At 62.1% G+C, this 20,210-nt stretch carries 22 protein-coding genes and 1 riboswitch; of the genes, 13 read left to right on the top strand and 9 right to left on the bottom strand.

The window, feature by feature from the left end:
- Nucleotides 1–205: 205 nt before the first annotated feature.
- Genes BLP99_RS21615 through rpoE form a run of 3 tightly spaced genes read right to left on the bottom strand, consistent with a single transcriptional unit; the run spans nt 206 to nt 2,360 of the window.
- On the bottom strand, nt 206–1,150 hold the full coding sequence (locus BLP99_RS21615) for a MucB/RseB C-terminal domain-containing protein (RefSeq protein ID WP_072398691.1): 945 nt from the start codon (nt 1,148–1,150) through the stop codon (nt 206–208).
- A gap of 10 nt (nt 1,151–1,160) precedes the next feature.
- Nucleotides 1,161–1,748, bottom strand: coding sequence for a sigma-E factor negative regulatory protein (locus tag BLP99_RS21620; protein ID WP_072398690.1), 588 nt, complete (start codon nt 1,746–1,748; stop codon nt 1,161–1,163).
- 30 nt (nt 1,749–1,778) lie between these two features.
- Nucleotides 1,779–2,360, bottom strand: a complete 582-nt coding sequence (rpoE, locus tag BLP99_RS21625) for an RNA polymerase sigma factor RpoE/AlgU (protein ID WP_003172477.1) — start codon at nt 2,358–2,360, stop codon at nt 1,779–1,781.
- A gap of 562 nt (nt 2,361–2,922) precedes the next feature.
- Here rpoE and nadB point away from each other — a divergent pair.
- On the top strand, nt 2,923–4,539 hold the full coding sequence (gene nadB / locus BLP99_RS21630; protein WP_072398689.1) for an L-aspartate oxidase: 1,617 nt from the start codon (nt 2,923–2,925) through the stop codon (nt 4,537–4,539).
- Here the strand turns inward: nadB and BLP99_RS21635 are convergent.
- Nucleotides 4,508–4,960: a protein YgfX gene (locus BLP99_RS21635; protein ID WP_072431920.1), complete on the bottom strand. Its 453-nt coding sequence runs from the start codon at nt 4,958–4,960 to the stop codon at nt 4,508–4,510. The two genes, nadB and BLP99_RS21635, sit on opposite strands and share 32 nt — an antisense overlap.
- Nucleotides 4,944–5,198 carry an FAD assembly factor SdhE gene (locus tag BLP99_RS21640; protein WP_072398687.1) on the bottom strand — a complete coding sequence of 85 codons (255 nt, stop codon included), beginning with the start codon at nt 5,196–5,198 and terminating at the stop codon, nt 4,944–4,946. The genes BLP99_RS21635 and BLP99_RS21640 overlap by 17 nt, the downstream gene beginning before the upstream one ends.
- A gap of 150 nt (nt 5,199–5,348) precedes the next feature.
- On the opposite strand from BLP99_RS21640, the gene ygfZ reads away from it, so the two are divergent.
- Together ygfZ and BLP99_RS21650 are read left to right on the top strand one after the other, a co-directional pair.
- On the top strand, nt 5,349–6,290 hold the full coding sequence (gene ygfZ / locus BLP99_RS21645) for a CAF17-like 4Fe-4S cluster assembly/insertion protein YgfZ (RefSeq protein ID WP_076407303.1): 942 nt from the start codon (nt 5,349–5,351) through the stop codon (nt 6,288–6,290).
- A gap of 35 nt (nt 6,291–6,325) precedes the next feature.
- Nucleotides 6,326–7,147, top strand: a complete 822-nt coding sequence (locus BLP99_RS21650) for an HDOD domain-containing protein (RefSeq protein WP_072398685.1) — start codon at nt 6,326–6,328, stop codon at nt 7,145–7,147.
- An 85-nt stretch (nt 7,148–7,232) separates the two neighbouring features.
- Here the strand turns inward: BLP99_RS21650 and BLP99_RS21655 are convergent, their stop codons facing one another.
- Together BLP99_RS21655 and BLP99_RS21660 are read right to left on the bottom strand one after the other, a co-directional pair.
- On the bottom strand, nt 7,233–8,624 hold the full coding sequence (locus BLP99_RS21655) for a sensor histidine kinase (protein ID WP_072398684.1): 1,392 nt from the start codon (nt 8,622–8,624) through the stop codon (nt 7,233–7,235).
- Nucleotides 8,617–9,288, bottom strand: a complete 672-nt coding sequence (locus BLP99_RS21660; protein WP_072398683.1) for a response regulator — start codon at nt 9,286–9,288, stop codon at nt 8,617–8,619. Before BLP99_RS21660 ends, BLP99_RS21655 begins: the two co-directional genes overlap by 8 nt.
- 232 nt (nt 9,289–9,520) lie before the next feature.
- On the opposite strand from BLP99_RS21660, the gene BLP99_RS21665 reads away from it, so the two are divergent.
- The 5 genes from BLP99_RS21665 to BLP99_RS21685 all read left to right on the top strand — a co-directional run bounded on the left by BLP99_RS21665 (nt 9,521) and on the right by BLP99_RS21685 (nt 13,826).
- Nucleotides 9,521–9,706 (top strand): hypothetical protein, encoded by a 186-nt coding sequence (locus BLP99_RS21665; RefSeq protein ID WP_072431919.1) that lies wholly within the window; start codon nt 9,521–9,523, stop codon nt 9,704–9,706.
- Between the two features lie 79 nt (nt 9,707–9,785).
- Nucleotides 9,786–10,763 (top strand): Bug family tripartite tricarboxylate transporter substrate binding protein, encoded by a 978-nt coding sequence (locus BLP99_RS21670; protein ID WP_092181698.1) that lies wholly within the window; start codon nt 9,786–9,788, stop codon nt 10,761–10,763.
- Between the two features lie 55 nt (nt 10,764–10,818).
- Nucleotides 10,819–11,280 carry a tripartite tricarboxylate transporter TctB family protein gene (locus BLP99_RS21675; RefSeq protein ID WP_072398680.1) on the top strand — a complete coding sequence of 154 codons (462 nt, stop codon included), beginning with the start codon at nt 10,819–10,821 and terminating at the stop codon, nt 11,278–11,280.
- 1 nt (nt 11,281) lies between these two features.
- The gene (locus BLP99_RS21680) at nt 11,282–12,796 is read left to right on the top strand and encodes a tripartite tricarboxylate transporter permease (RefSeq protein ID WP_072398679.1); all 1,515 of its coding nucleotides are present in this window, start codon (nt 11,282–11,284) and stop codon (nt 12,794–12,796) included.
- Nucleotides 12,789–13,826 (top strand): AbrB family transcriptional regulator, encoded by a 1,038-nt coding sequence (locus tag BLP99_RS21685; protein WP_072431918.1) that lies wholly within the window; start codon nt 12,789–12,791, stop codon nt 13,824–13,826. Before BLP99_RS21680 ends, BLP99_RS21685 begins: the two co-directional genes overlap by 8 nt.
- Nucleotides 13,827–13,909: 83 nt before the next feature.
- Here the strand turns inward: BLP99_RS21685 and ung are convergent, their stop codons facing one another.
- Nucleotides 13,910–14,605: a uracil-DNA glycosylase gene (ung, locus tag BLP99_RS21690; RefSeq protein ID WP_165887909.1), complete on the bottom strand. Its 696-nt coding sequence runs from the start codon at nt 14,603–14,605 to the stop codon at nt 13,910–13,912.
- 140 nt (nt 14,606–14,745) lie between these two features.
- Here ung and BLP99_RS21695 point away from each other — a divergent pair, with 140 nt between their 5' ends.
- Nucleotides 14,746–15,858, top strand: coding sequence for an enoyl-CoA hydratase/isomerase family protein (locus BLP99_RS21695; RefSeq protein ID WP_072398676.1), 1,113 nt, complete (start codon nt 14,746–14,748; stop codon nt 15,856–15,858).
- Between the two features lie 62 nt (nt 15,859–15,920).
- Here BLP99_RS21695 and BLP99_RS21700 read toward each other — a convergent pair whose 3' ends face one another.
- The gene (locus BLP99_RS21700) at nt 15,921–16,313 is read right to left on the bottom strand and encodes a hypothetical protein (protein ID WP_072398675.1); all 393 of its coding nucleotides are present in this window, start codon (nt 16,311–16,313) and stop codon (nt 15,921–15,923) included.
- Between the two features lie 305 nt (nt 16,314–16,618).
- Nucleotides 16,619–16,720, top strand: a riboswitch (guanidine-I (ykkC/yxkD leader).
- A 60-nt stretch (nt 16,721–16,780) separates the two neighbouring features.
- On the opposite strand from BLP99_RS21700, the gene BLP99_RS21710 reads away from it, so the two are divergent.
- Genes BLP99_RS21710 through BLP99_RS21725 form a run of 4 tightly spaced genes read left to right on the top strand, consistent with a single transcriptional unit; the run spans nt 16,781 to nt 20,203 of the window.
- The gene (locus BLP99_RS21710; protein ID WP_072431915.1) at nt 16,781–17,848 is read left to right on the top strand and encodes a putative urea ABC transporter substrate-binding protein; all 1,068 of its coding nucleotides are present in this window, start codon (nt 16,781–16,783) and stop codon (nt 17,846–17,848) included.
- Between the two features lie 14 nt (nt 17,849–17,862).
- On the top strand, nt 17,863–18,678 hold the full coding sequence (locus BLP99_RS21715; RefSeq protein ID WP_072398673.1) for an ABC transporter permease: 816 nt from the start codon (nt 17,863–17,865) through the stop codon (nt 18,676–18,678).
- Nucleotides 18,675–19,463 carry an ABC transporter ATP-binding protein gene (locus BLP99_RS21720; protein ID WP_072398672.1) on the top strand — a complete coding sequence of 263 codons (789 nt, stop codon included), beginning with the start codon at nt 18,675–18,677 and terminating at the stop codon, nt 19,461–19,463. Before BLP99_RS21715 ends, BLP99_RS21720 begins: the two co-directional genes overlap by 4 nt.
- Before the next feature lie 14 nt (nt 19,464–19,477).
- Complete coding sequence (locus tag BLP99_RS21725) at nt 19,478–20,203, top strand: urea amidolyase associated protein UAAP1 (protein ID WP_072398671.1); 726 nt, start codon at nt 19,478–19,480, stop codon at nt 20,201–20,203.
- The last annotated feature ends 7 nt before the right edge of the window (nt 20,204–20,210 follow it).

Below are 20,210 nucleotides of genomic sequence, written 5' to 3' on the forward strand. Positions count from 1 at the left end.
CGATATGGAGCAAGGAATACCAGTTGGAAAAAGGCGCCGGTATTTTTGTTCCGGAAAAACAGGCAAGGCCAGAGCCGAGCGGCTCTGACCTAATAGAAAAAAAACAGAAGTTTTGCAAATTAAAATGCTGACATGAAGTTTCGGCATTTCGATCAGCCCCCGGCCTGGCTGGCCTCTGGCATGATCGAGCCACCGAAGCGGCCCATTATTGAGTCGCCGTGGCGTCTGAACGCATGGACAGCGCGATCCGTTCGGCCGTACCGATAGGGATCTCGCCGACCACCGTCACCATCATTTCGCCCTGGGGCGTGGTGAGGCGACGAGAAACGGCCGCCGTTGGCCCGAGCTGGGTACGGGTATCGGTGACGGTAGCGCCGTTCAGGGGCTCGAGGAATACCGAGAAACGTGCCAGGCCGTCGTCATACATCAGGCTGTTGACCTGCACATTGGTATCCGGATCCTTGCGCACGTTACTGCTGGTCAATTCGAAGCCCGGTGGTAGCCAGTCCGAATGCCAGGCAGCCTTCACCGCAGTGGACTTGTCGGCACTTTGCACCACCGCCTTGCAGTCGGCGCTGGCCTGCAGGTCGTTTTCCGATGGCACGCCGGTATTCAAGCGCGTGAACTGGAAACGCTCCAGCAACTGCCCCTTGTCATTGAGCAACAGGGACTTGAGCGGCAAGCCGGTTTCTTTATCCAGATGCAGTTCGAAAGCGTACCGATGCTGGTCTTTGGGTGTCAGGGAGATGATCACAGCCGGTCGCCCGGCCACGCGCGACCTTCCGACTACGGCAAGGTCGTACCAATTCTTGAGTTTTTGCGGATCGAGCGCACGTGCAGTGCCTTCAGCATTTCCCAACCCCGGCGCCAGAGCACCGCTGACGCATTGTGTGCGTCCGTCAACACGCAGGACCTCCTGTGCGGAACCATCCTGCTGGAGCAACCGTTCGCGGACTTTACCGTCCTGGACACGGTGCCAGATGTTATGAGTGGAAAAGCTGCCGTTGCGCTCGTAAACGAAAGTCCCCTGGAAACTTTGCTGTTGCTCGGCCTGGCCCAAACGATTCAACCAGTCCTGGGCTTCATCGGCATGGGCTGGAACAGCGCACCAGCCACCCAGCAGAAGCGTGAATAGAGGTATGGCGCGCAAGAGTCCTTCCTTAACGATTTTCCAGGCTAGCGGCACGAGCGTAAGGCAGCGCGCTTTCGGTACCTTTCAGCGCAGCCTGCTGGGCATGCTGACGCAGGTAGCTGGGCAGACGCTGGTCATGCCAGCCTGGCTGGCCTTGCAGAACACCGTTGACCATCGGGCCGGCGGTTTCCGAACCTTCGCTGTAGCCGGCCAGTACCGCAGGTCCCTTGACCTGTGGAGCGGCCAAGCCTGGCTGGCTGGACTGTTGCGCCATCTGGACACCGGCGATTTCATCCTGGTTGTACAGGCGAACACCGGCCAGGACGGCGACGGTAACCGACGCGGCAACGGCCAGGCGACCCAGGCTGCGCCATGGACCGCGGGAAGCTTTAGCCGGTACGGCTTCGTCAGCCAATGCAGCAGAAACGGCCGCAGCGATATCCAGACGCGGAAGCAGCAGGTCCTTGTGCATCACAGCCCGGGCGATCTGGTAACGAGCCCAGGTCTCACGGGTTTCAACATCGTCGAAGGCATTCAATACCCGACGCAATTCCAGTTCGTCCGCTTCGTTATCCATCACTGCGGACAGCGATTCCTGCAGGGCTTCACGACTCATGGCGTTCCTCTCTTGGCTGTCGCCGCTGTCTCAGTTTTCCTGCAACAAAGGCTGCAGGGCTTTATCGATGGCCTCCCGAGCGCGGAAAATCCGGGAGCGCACGGTACCCACCGGACACTGCATGACGCTGGCAATGTCCTCGTAACTCAGACCGTCGAATTCACGTAAAGTTAACGCCGTACGCAAATCTTCAGGCAATTGCTGGATGGTGCGATGGACGGTGCCCTCGATCTCATCCCGCAGCAACGCTCGTTCCGGTGATTCGAGGTCCTTGAGGCCGTGATCGCCATCGTAGAACTCCGCGTCTTCAGAACTCACATCGCTATCCGGCGGCCGGCGGCCGCGTGAAACCAGATAGTTTTTCGCCGTGTTGATGGCGATGCGGTAAAGCCACGTGTAAAACGCGCTATCGCCGCGAAAATTACCAAGTGCGCGGTAGGCCTTGATGAAGGCTTCCTGAGCGACATCCTGGGCTTCATGGGTGTCGTGCACGAACCGCACGATCAACCCGAGAATTTTGTGCTGGTATTTCAGCACTAGCAGATCGAAAGCTCGCTTGTCGCCACGCTGAACGCGCTCGACCAGCTGCTGATCCTCTTCCTGGGTTAGCATGAACACTCCTCGATAAGCTCGAAGGAGGCTTGCATGGCTAATTGTCCGGGCTTGCAAACATAGACTCGGGCTTTTCGCAAAAGTTCTCCCCCTTCAAAGCAAGTTTCCGACGCGCTCTGATCCCGGCACGCACGAAAAACGCAGCGCGAGATTTCCCCCGGCCGCGCGAATAATCTGTCGCCGGGTCTGCCGGCAAAGACTCGAATCGAAATCTTGCACCAACCCGACGCTGCTCCCTTCTGCAGACAACCGTCTATTGAACCTGGCCGGCTGACAAAAGTTCCCGCTATTTATAGCCATTCAAAACGGACATCGAGCAACCATGTGTAGATAAACCGCCTTATATCCTCGAAAAGGCCGGCTTGTCGCCCTTCGGCGAAAACCGTGACCCGACGAAGCGTGTCGCTTTTTCTGTCACGCTGGTTTCACATTGCCATGAATGCCCGGCTATTGTGCCGATCCCCCCCTCTATATACTAGTGGGCTGCGTGGCTGCCTGACCCGTTGAAGCGGATGTCTTGCGCCAACCCCGACCCGGGTCGCTTTGAGCGGAAACCTTTCGAATGAGCCAACAGTATCAACACGATGTTCTGGTAATCGGCAGCGGTGCCGCCGGATTGAGCCTTGCCCTGACATTGCCCCAGCATTTGCGCATCGCAGTGCTGAGCAAAGGCGACCTGGCCAACGGCTCGACATTCTGGGCCCAGGGCGGCGTCGCAGCCGTACTGGACGACACCGATACCATTGAATCCCACGTCGAGGACACCCTCAACGCTGGCGGCGGCCTGTGCAACCCGGAAGCGGTACGTTTCACCGTCGAGCACAGCCGGGAAGCCATCCAGTGGCTGATCGACCAGGGCGTGCCGTTTACCCGGGACGAGCACTCCGGTACCGAAGACGGCGGTTTTGAGTTCCACCTGACCCGTGAAGGCGGCCACAGTCATCGGCGCATCATCCATGCAGCCGATGCCACCGGCGCGGCGATTTTCAAGACCCTGCTGGCCCAGGCACGGCAACGGCCCAATATCGAACTGCTGGAACAGCGGGTCGCGATCGACCTGATCACCGAGAAACGCCTGGGCCTGGACGGCGACCGTTGCCTGGGTGCCTATGTGCTCAACCGTGGCACCGGCGAAGTCGATACCTACGGAGCCCGCTTCGTGATCCTGGCGTCCGGTGGCGCGGCGAAAGTCTACCTTTATACCAGCAACCCCGACGGTGCCTGCGGCGACGGCATCGCCATGGCCTGGCGCTCGGGCTGCCGGGTGGCGAACCTGGAGTTCAATCAGTTCCACCCCACCTGCCTGTACCATCCGCTGGCCAAGAGCTTCCTGATCACCGAAGCCCTGCGTGGCGAAGGCGCGCACCTGAAGCTGCCCAATGGCGAACGTTTCATGCCACGCTTCGACCCGCGCGCCGAACTGGCGCCAAGGGATATCGTCGCCCGGGCCATCGACCATGAAATGAAGCGCCTGGGTATCGACTGCGTCTACCTGGACATCAGCCACAAACCCGAAGCCTTCATCAAGAGCCATTTCCCGACGGTGTACGAGCGCTGCCTGGAATTCTCCATCGACATCACCAGGCAACCGATCCCGGTGGTGCCTGCCGCGCACTACACCTGCGGCGGTGTGATGGTCGACCAGCACGGCCGCACCGACGTGCCGGGCCTGTACGCCATCGGCGAAACCAGCTTCACCGGCCTGCACGGCGCCAACCGCATGGCCAGCAACTCATTGCTGGAATGCTTCGTCTACGCCCGCTCGGCCGCGGCGGACATTCTGGAACAGTTGCCCCGGATCGCCGCTCCCACCGCACTGCCCTCCTGGGACGCCAGCCAGGTCACCGACTCGGACGAAGACGTGATCATCGCCCACAACTGGGACGAACTGAGGCGCTTCATGTGGGACTACGTCGGCATCGTGCGTACCAACAAGCGCCTGCAGCGGGCCCAGCACCGGGTGCGCCTGCTGCTGGATGAAATCGATGAGTTCTACAGCAACTACAAAGTCAGCCGCGACCTGATCGAGCTGCGCAACCTGGCCCAGGTGGCGGAGCTGATGATCCGCTCGGCCATGGAGCGCAAGGAAAGCCGGGGCCTGCATTACACCCTCGACTACCCGAACCTGTTGCCTGAAGCGCTGGACACTATCCTGGTGCCGCCCACCTACGCCGACTGAACCTGAGCCGTACGCGCAGGCGCCGGTGCAGATCCGGTGCCAGCGCATCTCGGGGCACGCAAATCGAGCGGACTCGCCGCTCCCCCTTCAAGCGAAAGCGCAACACGACGATCAGTGGCAACGCCAGGCTGTCGGGACGCAACTGCACCGCCTGCCAGCCATCGGCGCGGTTCCAGAGTTGCCAGCCATCGAGGTCACGGCGCAACCCGCCAAAGGCCTGGCGATGGCTCAACAGCAGATGACGCGGCACCGTCCAGGCACCATGGGCCAGGCACACCGCAACGCCAAGCGCTGCGAATCCGCTCGGTACAGACATCAGCAGTAACGAGCCCAGGGCGAACGCCTGGGCCAGGAGATAGGCCGCCAGCAACTGCCCGGAGGCCCGCCAGCGGCATTCGAAGTGGTTATTTGGGCTGGACACGGTCCAGAATCATCCGAACCATGCGTTGCAATTCCGGGTCGTCGGATTCACTGCGCTCCATGAACCAGCCGAACATGTCCTGATCCTCGCACTCGAGCAGGCGGACATAGCAGGCACGATCCACTTCGTTAAGGTGGGGATAGACCTCTTTGACGAATGGCACCAGCAATACATCAAGTTCGAGCATGCCGCGACGGCTATGCCAGTAGAGGCGATTCAGTTCTACATCTTCGACCATGGAGGGCTCCTCAAATAGAGCGCAAGTATACAGGCACGGCCACGGCGGAACAGACAGCTTTGGTCGGGCACGACCGATCCTTTGTGAACTACCCATTTCAAGGGCGCCCCCTTATGATGTCCATCAGACTTTTTTATCCTGCGATGACCCATGGCTGATTCCGCTTTTTTCTGCACCCTGTCCCACGAAGGCGTCCTCGCGGTTCGCGGCGTGGATGCCAGTAAATTCCTGCAGGGCCAATTGACCTGCAACCTCAACTACCTGAGCGACGAGCGGGCCAGCCTCGGCGCCCGCTGCACCCAGAAAGGCCGCATGCAGTCCAGCTTTCGCATCGTGCTCCAGGGCGACGGGGTGCTGATGGCAATGGCCACCGAACTGCTCGAGCCGCAGTTGGCGGACCTGAAGAAATACGCGGTATTTTCCAAGGCCAGGCTCACCGACGAAAGCGCGGCCTGGGTCCGCTTCGGCCTGGAAAATGCCGACACGGCGCTCGCCGGCCTGGGCCTCGAGCTACCGGCTGACGTTGACTGCGTAGCGCGTCATGAATCCCTGATTGCCATCCGCGTCTCCCCCGGCCGCGTCGAACTGTGGGCGCCCGCCGAACAGGCCGACGCGCTCAAGATCCGCCTGCGCGAAGTAGTGGCCGAAGCCGACCTGAACCCGTGGCTGCTGGGCCAGATACGCGCAGGCATCGGCCAGGTCATGCCGGCTACCCGTGAACTGTTCATACCCCAGATGCTCAACCTGCAGGCCATCGGTGGCGTGAGTTTCAAGAAAGGCTGCTACACCGGCCAGGAAATCGTTGCCCGCATGCAGTACCTGGGCAAGCTCAAGCGGCGCCTCTATCGCCTGCAACTGGACGCCAACGAATTGCCGGAACCGGGTACGGCGTTGTTTTCTCCATCCCATGGCAGTTCCATCGGTGAAGTGGTGATCGCAGCCCGCGCCGAGCAAAATATTGAACTGCTGGCGGTGTTGCAGGCCGAAGCAGCAGAAGAGGGCAACGTGCACCTCGGGACGCTGGAAGGCCCGTCGCTGCAGTTGCTGGACCTGCCTTACGAACTGGACCGCGACCGCGAGATCCAGCGCTGATCGCAGCATTTGTCGCAACACCCTAGAGAACCGAAATGAGCGATTTGGCGGATAAGGTCCTGCGGGATTTGGTGGAGGCCATCGATAACGATGACCTGGTTCTGCCGACATTACCGGAAGTGGCCCTGCAGATTCGCCGGGCCGCGGAAGACCCGGAGATCAGCGTCAGCAACCTGAGCAAGGTCATCGGCCGCGATACGGCGCTTTCGGCGCGCCTGATAAAAGTGGTCAACAGCCCGCTGCTGCGCGCCACCCAGGAAGTCACCGACCTGCACACTGCCATCACCCGCCTGGGCGTCAACTACAGCAGCAACCTGGCCATCGGCCTGGTCATGGAGCAGATCTTCCACGCCCGCTCCGAGGTGGTGGAACAGAAGATGCGCGAGGTCTGGCGAAAAAGCCTGGAGATCGCTGGCATCAGCTATGCGCTGTGCCGTGGCTACACGCAACTCAAGCCCGACCAGGCCGCGCTGGGTGGCCTGGTGCACCAGATCGGCGTGCTGCCGATCCTGACCTATGCCGAAGACCATAACGAATTGCTGTCGGACCCCATCAGCCTCAGTCATGTGATCGACACGATCCACCCGGTGCTGGGTGACAAGCTGCTCAGCGTCTGGGAGTTCCCGGAGCGATTGGTGAAGCTGCCAGGCCTGTACCTGGATTTCAGCCGAGAGTCGAAGCAGCTCGATTATGTCGACCTGGTACAGGTCGCGGCGCTGTACTGCTACAAGGACACCGATCATCCCCTCGGCAGGATCGATGTGTTCAGGGTCCCGGCCTTCAAGAAGCTGGGCATCGACCCGGACAACAAGGACCGTTGCGCGGACATCGAAGAAGCGCGATCGATGTTCTACTGATCGAGCCCATGCCTCCCTCCAACTGACTTCAAGCCGCCTGTGGCGAGGGCATATATTCCTTCGCCGCCACAGTATCTGCCTTTCGTCAATCCGAGCCCGGGATAAAGCTCACCCGCACCTTCAACCCGCCTTCCTGTCCGTCGTGCAGGCTGATCTGGGCCAGGTGGGCACGGCAGATTTCCCCGACGATCGCCAACCCCAGGCCGGAACCGGCGACTTGCTGGTTGCGTCGATAGAAGCGCTCGAAGACACGATCGCGCTCGTGCAGCGGAATACCGGGACCGTCATCCTCGACCTCCAGCACCGCTGGCGCAGTGACCCGCAGGATCACATTGCCGCCCGACGGTGTATGGGCCAGGGCGTTATCCACAAGATTGCTCAACAGCTCGTTCAACAACGTCGGTTCACCCCGCAGCCACACCGGCTCGTCCGCCTCCAGGGCCAAGGCCACGCCACGGGCATGAGCCAACGGCGCCATGGCCATGCCCAGTTCCCGGGCCAACTGACTGAGATCCAACAGCTGCGCGCCACCTTCGGCAATGGCCCGGGCACCGTTCTCCACGCGGGCCAGGGACAGCAACTGGTTGGCCAGGTGAGTCAGGCGGTCGGTGCCCTGGGCCGCGGTTTCCAGGGTTTCCCTCCAGGTCGCCGGCTCATTGGCACGCAAGCCCAGCTCAAGCCGTGCCTTGAGCGCAGCCAGGGGCGTTCGCAGCTCATGAGCGGCATCGGCGATGAACTGCGCCTGCCGCTCGAATTGCCCGCGCAGGCGCTCGGTGAAATGGTTCAGAGCCCTCACCAATGGCCATAATTCGTGCTGCACCTCCACCAGGGGCAACGGGCGCAGGTCGTCCGACTGACGCTCCTCCACCGCCGTGCGCAAGCGCTCCAGCGGGCGCAACGCGGCGCTGACCGCAAACCACACCAGCAACAACGCGCCCACGGCCAGCATGCCCAGGCGCAACAGCGTATCGGCCATCAGGCTGCGAGCCATCCTGACCCGAGCTTCTTCGGTCTCCGCCACGCGGATCTCCGCCATGCCGTTCATGTTCGGCTCACTCACGGCCTTGAGCAGGCTCACCACTCGCACGGTCTGACCCTGGTAGTTGGCGTTGTAAAAGCGTGCCAGGGCCGGGTAATCGTCCGTGCGGGGCGTACCGGGTGGCGGGCCTGGAAGATTTTCGTAGCCGGAAATCAGCTTCTGGTTGATGTCGTTGACCTGATAGTAGATGCGTCCCGCGCTGTCGTAGGCGAAGGTGTCCAGGGCCACATAAGGCACATCGGCGCTGAGACTGCCGTCACGCTGGGACAGGCCGGCAGCGATGGTCCGGGCCGAGGCCAAGAGGGTCCGGTCATAGGCGGTATCCGCCGCTTCGCGGCCGTTCCAGTAGGCGCTCAGGCCGCTGGCCAGCATCAGCACCACCAACAGCAACGCCAGGTTACGCAGCAGCCGCCAGCGCAGGCTGTCAGGCTTATGCATCGCGGGTTTCCAGCAGGTAGCCCAGGCCTCTGAAGGTCACGATTGCCACGGCATGCCCATCGAGCTTCTTGCGCAGGCGATGGATGTAGATTTCGATGGCATCGGGGCTGGCTTCTTCATCCAGGCCGAACACCTGGGCCGCCAGTTGCTCCTTGCTCATCACCCGCCCCGGCCGAGCGATCAAGGCCTCCAGCACCGCTTGCTCGCGGGAGGTGAGGGTCAGCAGTTCCTCGTCGAGGGTGAAGCGGCGGGTATCCAGGTCATAGACCAATGCCCCGCAACGCTGCTGGCGTTCGCCACCCAATACGCTACGGCGCAACAGGGCCTTGACCCGTGCTTCGAGTTCGGTGAGTTCGAACGGCTTAGCCAGGTAATCGTCGGCGCCCAGGTTCAGGCCATGGACCCGGTCCTTCACATCGCTGCGAGCGGTCAGCATCAATACCGGCAGGGTCTTGCCCCTGGCCCGCAGGCGCGCCAGCACTTCAAAGCCGTCCATGCGCGGCAGCCCTACGTCCAGGATGGCCACGGCGTATTCCTCGCTGCTCAACGCCAGGTCGGCGGCTACCCCGTCGTGCAGCACATCCACGGTCAGACCGGTGCTCTTGAGCGCCTGGGCCACGCTTTCGGCGAGCTGCAGATGGTCTTCGACGAGCAGAACACGCATGGGTATTTCCTCGATTCAGGGACAGTCGGCGCCATTCACTGGCGCGGAGTTTACAGCCGCATCCGGTGCTGTGAAGCCAAAAAACATCTTGAAAGCTTTTGAAAGGTTAGCGAAAGGTTGGGCCGATAGAGTCTTGCAAGGATAGTTTCGGCTGTCCGCAGCCAACACGATGAACGAAAAACGCCTCGAAGCGTTTTCGCCCGAATAAGAACAATAAAGCGGAGTATTCACCATGCTCTCCATGCAGCTCCAGGCCCCAGTGCCTGCCCGCCCTTCCCGTTCCAATCCGATTGCCCTGGCCGGCGTCGAGTCCATGACTCTGCCGAAGCCGGCGTACATCTATGGCCAACTCACCATGTCCCATGACTTCGATGGATCGGGGATGGCAAGGCCGAGCGTCATGAACGACTGCATGTAACGAACCCGCTGACCGGCTCCGCTCCGGACCCGGCAACGCCAGATTTGCACACACAACAACAACTCCTGTGGAGACCGTAATGAGCCCATCACTGCGTAAAATCGCTCTCGCCGCCGGTTGCCTGTTATTCGCCGGGCAACTGCTCGCCGAACCCAAGCGCCCCGAATGCATCGCCCCGGCCTCCCCTGGCGGTGGCTTCGACCTGACCTGCAAGCTGGCGCAGAGTGCGCTGGTCAATGAGAAATTGCTGACCAAGCCGATGCGCGTCACCTACATGCCGGGCGGTGTTGGCGCGGTGGCCTACAACGCAGTAGTCGCCCAGCGCCCCGCCGATGCCGGCACGCTGGTGGCCTGGTCCAGCGGTTCGCTGCTGAACCTGGCCCAGGGCAAATTCGGTCGCTTCGATGAAAGCGCCGTGCGCTGGCTGGCCGCTGTCGGCACCAGCTATGGCGCCATCGCGGTGAAAAGCGATTCGCCCTACAAGACCCTGGACGATCTGGTCCAGGCCCTGAAGAAAGATCCGGGCTCGGTGGTCATCGGTTCCGGCGGCACCGTGGGCAGCCAGGACTGGATGCAGACGGCCCTGATCGCCAAGGCCGCCGGCATCAACCCTCGCGACCTGCGCTACGTGGCACTCGAAGGCGGCGGCGAGATCGCCACGGCCCTGCTGGGCGGACACATCCAGGTCGGCAGTACCGACATTTCCGACTCCATGCCGCACATCCAGAGCGGTGACATGCGTCTGCTGGCGGTGTTCGCCGAGAAGCGCATCGATGAGCCAGAAATGAAGGAAATCCCCACCGCTCGCGAACAGGGCTACGACATCGTCTGGCCAGTGGTTCGCGGCTTCTACCTCGGGCCAAAGGTCAGCGACGAAGACTACGCCTGGTGGAAAGAGGCGTTCGACAAGCTGCTGGCTTCGCAGGAGTTCGCCAAGCTGCGTGACCAGCGCGAGCTGTTCCCGTTTGCCATGACCGGTCCGGAGCTGGACACCTACGTGAAGAAACAAGTGGCTGATTACAAGGTGCTGGCCAAAGAGTTCGGCCTGATCCAGTAACCGTCTCTGTTCACGTGGCGGCGCCGGCATCACCGGCGCCGCCCAGGAGTTAGTCATGCTCACCATCCAACGAATTTTTGCTGCGGTGCTACTGCTGGTCTGCATCGGCCTCGCGCTGATGGCCTGGCCGTATCAGGCAGCGTTTTCCTACGAGCCTGTCGGCCCGCGCGCCTTTCCCCTGCTGATGCTGGGGCTGATGGGCGCGGCATTGCTGTACATGGTGTTCCGTCCGGCCCCCATCGTGCACAGCGATGAAGACCGGCAGCTGGACCGTGAAACCCTGAAGAAGATCGGCATCTGCGTGGCGCTGCTGCTGATATTCGCCGGCACCTTCGAGCCCCTGGGCTTCATCCTCGCCAGTGTCCTGACCGGCGTACCAATGGCCCGCCTGTATGGCGGTCGCTGGATCCCGAGCGTGGTGATCATCAGCCTGATGGCCATTGGTCTTTATCTATTGTTCGACAAGTTGATGGACGTTCCCCTGCCCCTGGGCCTGCTCGACGTCCTGGAGAACTGATATGGATACCCTGAATTATCTTGGCCAGGGTTTCGGCGTTGCCATGACGCCCTATAACCTCGTCACCGCACTGACCGGTACCCTGATCGGCACCGTGGTTGGCCTGTTGCCGGGCCTGGGCCCGATCAATGGCGTGGCGCTGCTGATCCCCATCGCCTTCGCCCTGGGCCTGCCGCCTGAATCGGCACTGATCCTGCTGGCCGCGGTGTACCTGGGTTGCGAATACGGCGGGCGCATCAGCTCGATCCTGCTCAATATTCCCGGTGAAGCGTCCACCGTGATGACTACCCTCGACGGCTATCCGATGGCACGCCAGGGCCTGGCCGGGGTGGCATTGTCCCTGTCGGCATGGAGCTCGTTCATCGGCGCCTTCATCGCCACCTGCGGCATGGTGCTCTTTGCGCCCTTGCTGGCCAAATGGGCGATTGCCTTCGGACCGGCGGAATATTTTGTCCTGATGGTCTTCGCCATTGTCTGCCTCGGAGGCATGGCGGGCGACCGGCCGCTCAAGACGTTCATTGCAGCGTTGATCGGCCTGTTCCTGTCGGCAGTCGGGATCGATGCCAACAGTGGTGTGTACCGTTTCACCGGTGACAACGTTCATCTGGCCGACGGCATTCAGTTCGTCGTACTGGTCCTGGGCCTGTTCTCCATCAGTGAAATCCTGTTGATGCTGGAAAAGACTCATCACGGCCAGGAAGCGGTGAAAGCCACCGGGCGGATGATGTTCAACTTCAAGGAAGCGGCATCGGTCTTCATCGTGAACCTGCGTTGCGGCGTGCTCGGCTTCATCATGGGCGTGCTGCCAGGAGCCGGTGCCACCCTGGCCAGCGCCGTGGCCTACATGACTGAAAAACGCATCGCTGGCGCCAGTGGTACGTTCGGCCAAGGAGACAAGCGCGGTCTCGCCGCCCCGGAAACGGCCATCGGCGGTGCCGCCTGCGGTGCACTGGTGCCGATGCTGACCCTTGGCGTGCCTGGTTCGGGTACCACGGCAGTGATGATCGGCGCGTTGTCGCTGTACAACATCACCCCAGGTCCACTGTTGTTCCAGCAGCAGCCGGACATTGTCTGGGGCCTGATCGCGTCGCTGTTCATCGCCAACATCATGCTGGTGATCCTCAACATCCCGATGATCCGTGTCTTCACTCGCATCCTGGCCGTGCCGAACTGGGCCCTGGTACCGGTGATCGCAATCATCACCGGCATCGGCGTCTACGCGGTGCACGCCACCACGTTCGACCTGTTCCTGATGATTGGCATCGGCATCTTCGGCTACATCCTGCGCAAGCTGGACTTCCCACTGTCGCCAGTGCTGCTGGGCTTCATCCTCGGCGGCCTGATGGAACAGAACCTGCGTCGTGCGTTGTCGATCTCCAACGGCGGGCTGGAAATCCTCTGGTCGAGCCCGATCGCCTTCGGCTGCTGGGTACTGACGGCTATCATGCTGTTCATGCCACTGCTACGGATCTGGCGCCGTCGCGCCGCACAACGTCGCGCCCTGGCCAATGTCTGAAGCGACTTTCAGACAATGGTGGGGAACACCGCTGGTCGGCCTGGCCGGCGGTTACCTGGCCAGCCTGATCGGCTGGCCCCTGCCGTGGATGGTCGGTTCGTTGCTGGCGATCATCCTGGTGCGTTGCCTGACCCCATGGCAATTGGCGGAAATTCCCGGCGGCCGCAAATGCGGCCAATGGGTGGTGGGCATCGGCATCGGCCTGCACTTCACGCCGGTGGTGATGGAACAGGTCCTGAGTCATTTCGGCCTGATTTTTTTCGGCGCGCTGATCACCAGCGTGTCCAGCGTGGTGAGTGTCTGGCTGATGCGCCGCACCGGCGAAGACCGCGCCACCGCCTTTTTTTCCAGCATGCCGGGCGGCTCCGGCGAGATGGTCAACCTCGGCGCGCGCAATGGCGCGGACCTGAGTCGTGTCGCTGCGGGCCAGAGCCTGCGGGTTCTGGTGGTGGTGCTGTGCGTACCGGCCGCGTTCAAGTATCTGCTGGGCCAAGGCGCCCCGGTGCAGCACGCCACCACCGTGGACTGGCTGTGGCTGGCCATCCTGTTCCCCGCCGGCGCCCTGCTCGCCTGGATCTGGGAGCGCCTGCGTCAACCCAACCCATGGTTGTTCGGCCCTCTGCTGGTGAGCGCGGTGGTGAGTGTCGCCTGGGACCTGCACATCAGCCTGCCCCATGGCGGCAGCCAGATCGGCCAATGGCTGATCGGCAGTGGCCTGGGCTGCCACTTCAACCGGCAGTTTTTCCGCCGGGCGCCATCCTTCATGGGACGCACGCTGGTGGGCACCGTGTTGACGATGCTGATCGCCACCCTGGCGGCCCTGGGCCTGAGCACGTTGACGCATCTGGACCTGCGCTCGCTGACACTGGGCATGATGCCCGGCGGTATCGCGGAGATGAGCCTGACGGCAGAGACCCTGCAGCTGTCGGTGCCGCTGGTGACGGCATTGCAGGTGATGCGTTTGTTGTTCGTGCTGTTCCTGGCGGAACCGTTGTTCAGGTACTGGATGCGCAAGCCGGCCTCAAGTTGATGACCGTTTGCCCCCATCGCGAGCAGGCTCGCTCTCACAAGCCGCACAGGTGAGAGCGGGCCTGCTCGCGATGGGGTTGCGCATCAAAGCGGCGGCAATCGCCAATCGATCGGCGTATCACCATGCTGTTCGAGGAACTTGTTGGCCCGGCTGAAATGCCCGCACCCCAGGAAACCCCGGTAAGCCGACAACGGCGATGGATGGACCGAAGTCAGCACCAGGTGCTTGGTGGCGTCGATCAGCTTCTGCTTGCTCTGCGCATGAGCGCCCCATAGCAGGAAGACCAGATGCGGCTGATGCTCGCTGACCACCTCGATGACCCGATCGGTAAAATGTTGCCAGCCCTTGCCCGCGTGGGAGTTGGCGTTGGCACGTTCCACGGTCATGGTGGTGTTGAGCAGCAACACCCCCTGATCGGCCCAGCTTTGCAGGTAGCCATGGTTGGGGATATCGATGTTCAGGTCGCGTTTCAATTCCTTGAAGATGTTCACCAGCGATGGCGGCGCCGGCACGCCCGGCTGTACCGAAAAACACAGGCCATGGGCCTGGCCCGGGCCGTGATACGGGTCCTGGCCGAGGATCACCACCTTGACCTTGTCCAGGGGCGTGGAATTGAGGGCATTGAAAATCAGCGAAGCCGGTGGATAGATCTGCTTGCCGGCTGCGTACTCCTGGCGCAGGAATTCGCGCAACTGCGCCATGTAGGGTTGGTCGAACTCGGCACGCAGTGCCTGCTTCCAGCTCGGCTCGAGTTTGATACGGTCGTCGGCAGTCATGATTGCACCCGATAAAAACAATGGGCGCACCCTAGGAAAGCCCACAAGGCTTGTCAATTGATCCGACATGGCTTCGGCGTTTGATCCGGCATTTTCCCACGCAGCAGTCATACTGATCATTCAAATTTCTGATCGAGGTCACGATGAACCTGCACTTCGAAGAGCTCATTGGCATCGACGGCGCCCGTATCGGCATCGCCACCCTGGATGCCGAAAAATCCCTGAACGCCTTGTCCCTGCCCATGATCAACGCCCTGCGTGATCGTCTCGATGCCTGGGCCCGGGAACCGCAAGTGGTTTGTGTATTGCTGCGTGGCAACGGCGCCAAGGCATTCTGTGCCGGCGGTGAAGTACGCAGCCTGGTGGAAGCCTGCCGTGCCCACCCTGGTGAAGTACCGCCATTGGCAGCACAGTTTTTCGCGGCTGAATACCGACTGGACTTCAACCTGCATACCTATCCCAAACCCTTGATCTGCTGGGGCCACGGCTATGTACTCGGTGGCGGGATGGGCCTGCTGCAAGGTGCAAGCACGCGGATCGTCACGCCCAGCAGTCGCCTGGCCATGCCGGAAATCAGCATCGGCCTGTACCCGGACGTCGGCGCCAGTTGGTTCCTGGCCCGTCTGCCGGGCAAGCTTGGCCTGTTCCTCGGCCTGACCGGCGCCCACATGAATGCCAGGGACGCCATCGACCTGGGCCTGGCCGACCGTTTCCTGCTCGACGAACAACAGGACGACCTGATCGAAGGCCTGTTGCAGCTCAACTGGCAGGAACAGACCGACATGCAGCTCAACAGCCTGCTCAAGGCCCTGCAGCAAGAGGCCTTCGATCGACTGCCCGAAGCCCAATGGCTGCCGCGTCGGCAGAAAATCGACGAATGGCTGGATGTCAGCGACGTGCGTTGCGCCTGGAAAGCCTTGAACCTGCTGGTGGAAGACCAGGACCCGTTGATTGCCCGGGCCGCCCGGACCATGACCGAAGGCTCACCCCTGACCGCCTGCCTGGTATGGGAGCAGATCGCCCGGGCCCGGCATCTGTCCCTGGCCGGCGTGTTCCGCATGGAATACACCATGAGCCTCAATTGCTGCCGGCATCCGGAATTCAGCGAGGGCGTGCGCGCGCGGCTGATCGACAAGGACCACAAGCCCCGCTGGCACTGGCCGGACATCAACCACGTACCCGAGGCCGCGGTGGAGGCACATTTCCACAAGGCCTGGGAAGGCCGACACCCGTTGGCGGACTTGCCCAACGAATAGAATGGTTTCTGCCAGGCACAAAAAAAGCGGCGCTCGATGCGCCGCTTTTCATGGTCTGCCGATCAGCGGTGGTAGCCTCGTCCATCATGATCGCGCCGTCCTCGATGATCACGTCCGTCTCGGTGACGACGGTTGTCATCCCAACCGCCCCGATCGCGGCCATCCCAGCCGCCCCGATGCGGATAAGGCCGATAGGCCGCCCGCGGTGGCGAATAATAGCGAGGGCCGTGTTGATAGTAGCGCGGTGCCGAATAGTAGCGTGGCGCCGGTTGGTAATACCGCGGGGCGTAGTAGCCACGCGGAGCCGAATAGTAATAGCTTCCGCCGCTGTAATAAGCCGGCGCCGGTGAGGTGTAGACCTCGGAGCGGTAATAGCTGGAGTCTGCGTCGTAGTAAGGCGCGCAGGCCGAGAGAGTCAATCCGAGAAACGCAGTGAGCAGCAGTCGTCGATACATGGCGGCCTCCTGGACCGCGAATGGGCCGCATCAGCGACGCTGATGGGCGGCAGTCAACTATTGGGTGACTGACGATAAATCAGACAGTGAAATCGGAATCTGGTGCGACGCCGCAACAACTCGAAACATGTAGCTTTTTGCCTCATTGCGGTGCGCCCCGGCACCACAACCAAGCACTCATCGACCGCTTCACAGCATCTTTCCAAGTCCGATCTCTCTGGCTCGGGCCTTTTGCCGACTTGGCACGGCTCTCGCTTAAACAATCACCGTGCAGGAGTCATCACAGGTTCGCGGCACCACAATTTGCAATGGCTGACTAGGGTTCCGGCTCGCCTCTGGCGAGTGGCTGGTCCGAGAGTTGGCGACCTCCAGTTGAGGTTACACGGCGGGAAAAAAGCCCGGGAGACAAGCCACCGTTCACGGTGCCGCGTTGCTCCTGTCCGCCCTTGATCAACTGGAGAACCCCCATGTTCAAGCTTCGTCTGTCCTCTCTGCTTCTCGCCGCCTTCGCGGCCCTCGCCAGCCTTTCGTCCACCGCCGCGCAGAAAGACCACTTCAGCGTTTGCTGGACCATCTATGCCGGCTGGATGCCTTGGGAATATGCCGGTAGCCAGGGCATCGTCGACAAATGGGCGAAGAAGTACGGCATCAAGATCGATGTCGTGCAGCTCAACGACTACGTCGAATCCATCAACCAGTACACCGCCGGTCAGTTCGATGGCTGCACCATGACGAACATGGATGCCCTGACCATTCCCGCGGCCGGTGGCGTGGACAGCACCGCCCTGATCGTCAGTGACTTCTCCAACGGCAACGACGGCGTCGTCATCAAGGGCGAAGGCAAGAAAGTGACGGACCTCAAGGGCATGGACGTGAACCTGGTGGAGCTGTCGGTCTCGCACTACCTGTTGGCCCGGGCCCTGGACTCGGTTGGCCTGACCGAAAAAGACCTGAAGGTCGTCAACACCTCCGACGCCGACATCTCCGCCGCGTTCAACACCGAGCAGGTCAAGGCCATCACTACCTGGAACCCGATGCTCTCGGACATCAAGGCCCAGCCTGGGGTGAGCGAAGTGTTCAACTCCAGCCAGATCCCCGGCGAGATCATGGACATGATGGTGGTCAACACCCAGACCCTCCAGGACAACCCGGCCCTGGGCAAGGCATTGACCGGCGCCTGGTTCGAGGTGGTGGCGCTGATGAATGCGAAAAACGCAGCCAGCAAGGCGGCGCTGGAGCACATGGCGAAAGCCTCGGGCACCGACCTGGCGGGTTTCCAGGCGCAGCTGGACACCACCAGGCTGTTCGCCACGCCCCAGGAAGCGCTCGGCTTCGCCACCAGCGGGCAACTGCCCGACACGCAGCGCAAGGTGGCGGACTTCTCGTTCCGCCACGGTCTGCTGGGCGAAGGCGCCAAGAACGCCGACGCGGTCGGCATGGCATTCGCCAACGGCGTGATCCTTGGCGACAAGGCCAACCTCAAGCTGCGCTTCGATCCCACCTACGTACAGCTGGCCGCCGACGCCAAGCTGTAACCGGAGGACCTGGCATGCGCCTGATCAACCGCTACCCGGACCGCCCCAGCCGCTTGTTGCTGGTGATCCTGCCCTTCGCGCTGGTGTTGTTCGCCTATTTCACTGGCTCGGCCGAACGGTTGACGGACAACCCCAACGACAAGCTGCTCCCCAGCGCGACACAGATGAGCGACGCGGTGAAACGCCTGGCTTTCACCGCCGATGCTCGCAGCGGCGATTACCTGCTCTGGCAGGACACCGCGTCGAGCCTGCGCCGGCTGGCCATCGGCCTGGGCATCAGTGCCCTGGCCGGGCTCTGCCTGGGGATCGCCGCCGGCACGCTGCCACTGCTGGGCGCGCCGCTGTCGCCCTTGCTCACCGTGGTCTCGATGGTGCCGCCGTTGGCCATCCTGCCGATCCTGTTCATTGTCTTCGGCCTTGGGGAGTTGTCGAAGGTGATGCTCATTGTCATCGGCGTCACACCATGCCTGGCCCGGGACCTGGAACAGCGCGCCCGGGAAATTCCCCGTGAACTGCTGATCAAGGCCCAGACCCTCGGTGCGTCCACCTGGACCCTGATCCTGCGCGTGGTCCTGCCACAGCTATTGCCGCGGCTGTTGATTTCCCTGCGGCTGATGCTGGGTTCGGCCTGGCTGTTCCTGATCGCCGCCGAAGCCATCGCCTCCACCGATGGCCTGGGCTATCGGATTTTCCTCGTGCGTCGTTACCTGGCGATGGACGTGATCCTGCCATACGTGGTGTGGATCACCTTGCTCGCCTGGCTGATGGACTGGGGTCTCAAGCGCCTGACTCGCCAAGCGTTCCCCTGGTATGAAGGGGCGAAGGCATGAGCTTCATCACGGTGAACAATGTCTGGCAACAGTATGCCGATCAGGTGGTGCTCGAACGCTTGAACCTGAGTGTCGCCGAGGGCGAGTTCTGCACCCTGGTGGGCGCGTCGGGTTGCGGCAAATCGACCTTCCTCAGGTTATTGCTGGGCCAGGAACAGGCCAGTCGCGGACAGATCCTGCTGGATGGCGAGCCCTTGGCGGGCGAGCCGGATGCCAGCCGGGGCGTGGTGTTCCAGCGCTATTCGGTATTCCCGCACCTGACGGCGCTGGACAATGTGGCCCTGGGCCTGGAGCTGCCACGCTCGCCGGTGCTGGGGCGTCTGTTCGGTAGCGCCAAGCGCCAGGCCCGGGAAGAAGCCGCGCGATTGCTGGACAAAGTCGGCCTCGGCCAGGCCCTGGATAAATACCCGGCGCAGCTCTCCGGCGGCATGCAGCAACGGCTGGCGATTGCCCAGGCGTTGATCATGCGACCGCGCGTCCTGCTCCTGGATGAACCCTTCGGCGCCCTCGACCCCGGCATTCGCAAAGACATGCATGCCCTGCTGCTGGCGCTTTGGCGCGAGACCCGCCTGACCGTGTTCATGGTCACCCACGACCTGTCCGAAGGTTTCAGCCTCGGTACGCGCCTGCTGGTATTCGACAAGGTGCGAGTCGACCCCCACGCCCCGGGCGCCTACGGCGCGCGCATCACCTACGACATCCCATTGAACAGCGATCGACGCACCGCCCATGCCGCCGTCGAGGCAGCGTCCGCCGGCCTGGCCGGTGCGTTGCGTATCGCTTGAAAAGGAGCTTTTACATGACCGATTCGATCCAACTGTTTCCACCCTTCGCCGAAGAACTGCTGCCCGGCGGCGGCCATCGCTCGTTCGTGCTCAAGCGTGGCCAGTTGCTGCGCCTGACCGATTTGCGCGGCGGGGCCAACGTGAGCATGACGCTGCTCAATGCCAACGAGAAAACCGAACGCCTGAACCTGCCGGACAGCCTCAAGTGCCAGCACACCGCCAAGCTCACCGCCGGTCATTGCCTGTACTCGGACATGGGTCGGGTGCTGGCGGCGATCACCGCTGACACCTGCGGCTGGAGCGACAGCCTGGGAGGCGTGCTCTGCGCCGAGGAAGTCGCCGAGAAATACGGCCAGGGTCGGTACCAGGAACTGCGCAACGGCTTCTTTCGCAACGGCACCGACAACCTGCTGGTGGAACTGGGCAAATGGGGGCTGGGCCTGTCCGACCTGCTGATGACCCTCAACCTGTTCAGCCGTGTCGATGTCGACGAGGCCGGGCAGTTTCATTTCGTCGAGGGCAACTCCAGGGCTGGCGATTTCATCGAGCTGTACGCCCCGATGGACACCCTGGTGGTGCTGACCGCGTTGCAACACCCGATGGACCCGAATCCGCAATACGCCCCGCAACCGGTCAAGCTCAGCTGGATGAATGCCAATGCCAGCGTCGCCGAGCACTGCCGTCATTCGCGCCCGGAAAACCAGCGCGGCTTCATCAACACCGACCGCCTGTTCGCCTGAGGATCGC

Origin of the sequence: Pseudomonas sp. NFACC32-1 (assembly GCF_900101215.1) — a bacterium.
In the GTDB taxonomy this organism is placed as follows: Bacteria; Pseudomonadota; Gammaproteobacteria; order Pseudomonadales; family Pseudomonadaceae; genus Aquipseudomonas.

Bases quoted from the DNA above. Each gene is read 5' to 3' on its own strand.
- BLP99_RS21725 (WP_072398671.1), top strand. From the start codon at position 19,478: ATGACCGATTCGATCCAACTGTTTCCACCCTTCGCCGAAGAACTGCTG.
- BLP99_RS21710 (WP_072431915.1), top strand. From the start codon at position 16,781: ATGTTCAAGCTTCGTCTGTCCTCTCTGCTTCTCGCCGCCTTCGCGGCC.
- BLP99_RS21720 (WP_072398672.1), top strand. From the start codon at position 18,675: ATGAGCTTCATCACGGTGAACAATGTCTGGCAACAGTATGCCGATCAG.
- rpoE (WP_003172477.1), bottom strand. From the start codon at position 2,360: ATGCTAACCCAGGAAGAGGATCAGCAGCTGGTCGAGCGCGTTCAGCGT.
- BLP99_RS21640 (WP_072398687.1), bottom strand. From the start codon at position 5,198: ATGGTCGAAGATGTAGAACTGAATCGCCTCTACTGGCATAGCCGTCGC.
- BLP99_RS21685 (WP_072431918.1), top strand. From the start codon at position 12,789: ATGTCTGAAGCGACTTTCAGACAATGGTGGGGAACACCGCTGGTCGGC.
- BLP99_RS21715 (WP_072398673.1), top strand. From the start codon at position 17,863: ATGCGCCTGATCAACCGCTACCCGGACCGCCCCAGCCGCTTGTTGCTG.
- BLP99_RS21650 (WP_072398685.1), top strand. From the start codon at position 6,326: ATGAGCGATTTGGCGGATAAGGTCCTGCGGGATTTGGTGGAGGCCATC.
- BLP99_RS21620 (WP_072398690.1), bottom strand. From the start codon at position 1,748: ATGAGTCGTGAAGCCCTGCAGGAATCGCTGTCCGCAGTGATGGATAAC.
- ygfZ (WP_076407303.1), top strand. From the start codon at position 5,349: ATGGCTGATTCCGCTTTTTTCTGCACCCTGTCCCACGAAGGCGTCCTC.
- BLP99_RS21670 (WP_092181698.1), top strand. From the start codon at position 9,786: ATGAGCCCATCACTGCGTAAAATCGCTCTCGCCGCCGGTTGCCTGTTA.
- BLP99_RS21660 (WP_072398683.1), bottom strand. From the start codon at position 9,288: ATGCGTGTTCTGCTCGTCGAAGACCATCTGCAGCTCGCCGAAAGCGTG.
- BLP99_RS21665 (WP_072431919.1), top strand. From the start codon at position 9,521: ATGCTCTCCATGCAGCTCCAGGCCCCAGTGCCTGCCCGCCCTTCCCGT.
- BLP99_RS21680 (WP_072398679.1), top strand. From the start codon at position 11,282: ATGGATACCCTGAATTATCTTGGCCAGGGTTTCGGCGTTGCCATGACG.
- BLP99_RS21695 (WP_072398676.1), top strand. From the start codon at position 14,746: ATGAACCTGCACTTCGAAGAGCTCATTGGCATCGACGGCGCCCGTATC.
- nadB (WP_072398689.1), top strand. From the start codon at position 2,923: ATGAGCCAACAGTATCAACACGATGTTCTGGTAATCGGCAGCGGTGCC.
- BLP99_RS21700 (WP_072398675.1), bottom strand. From the start codon at position 16,313: ATGTATCGACGACTGCTGCTCACTGCGTTTCTCGGATTGACTCTCTCG.
- BLP99_RS21675 (WP_072398680.1), top strand. From the start codon at position 10,819: ATGCTCACCATCCAACGAATTTTTGCTGCGGTGCTACTGCTGGTCTGC.
- BLP99_RS21655 (WP_072398684.1), bottom strand. From the start codon at position 8,624: ATGCATAAGCCTGACAGCCTGCGCTGGCGGCTGCTGCGTAACCTGGCG.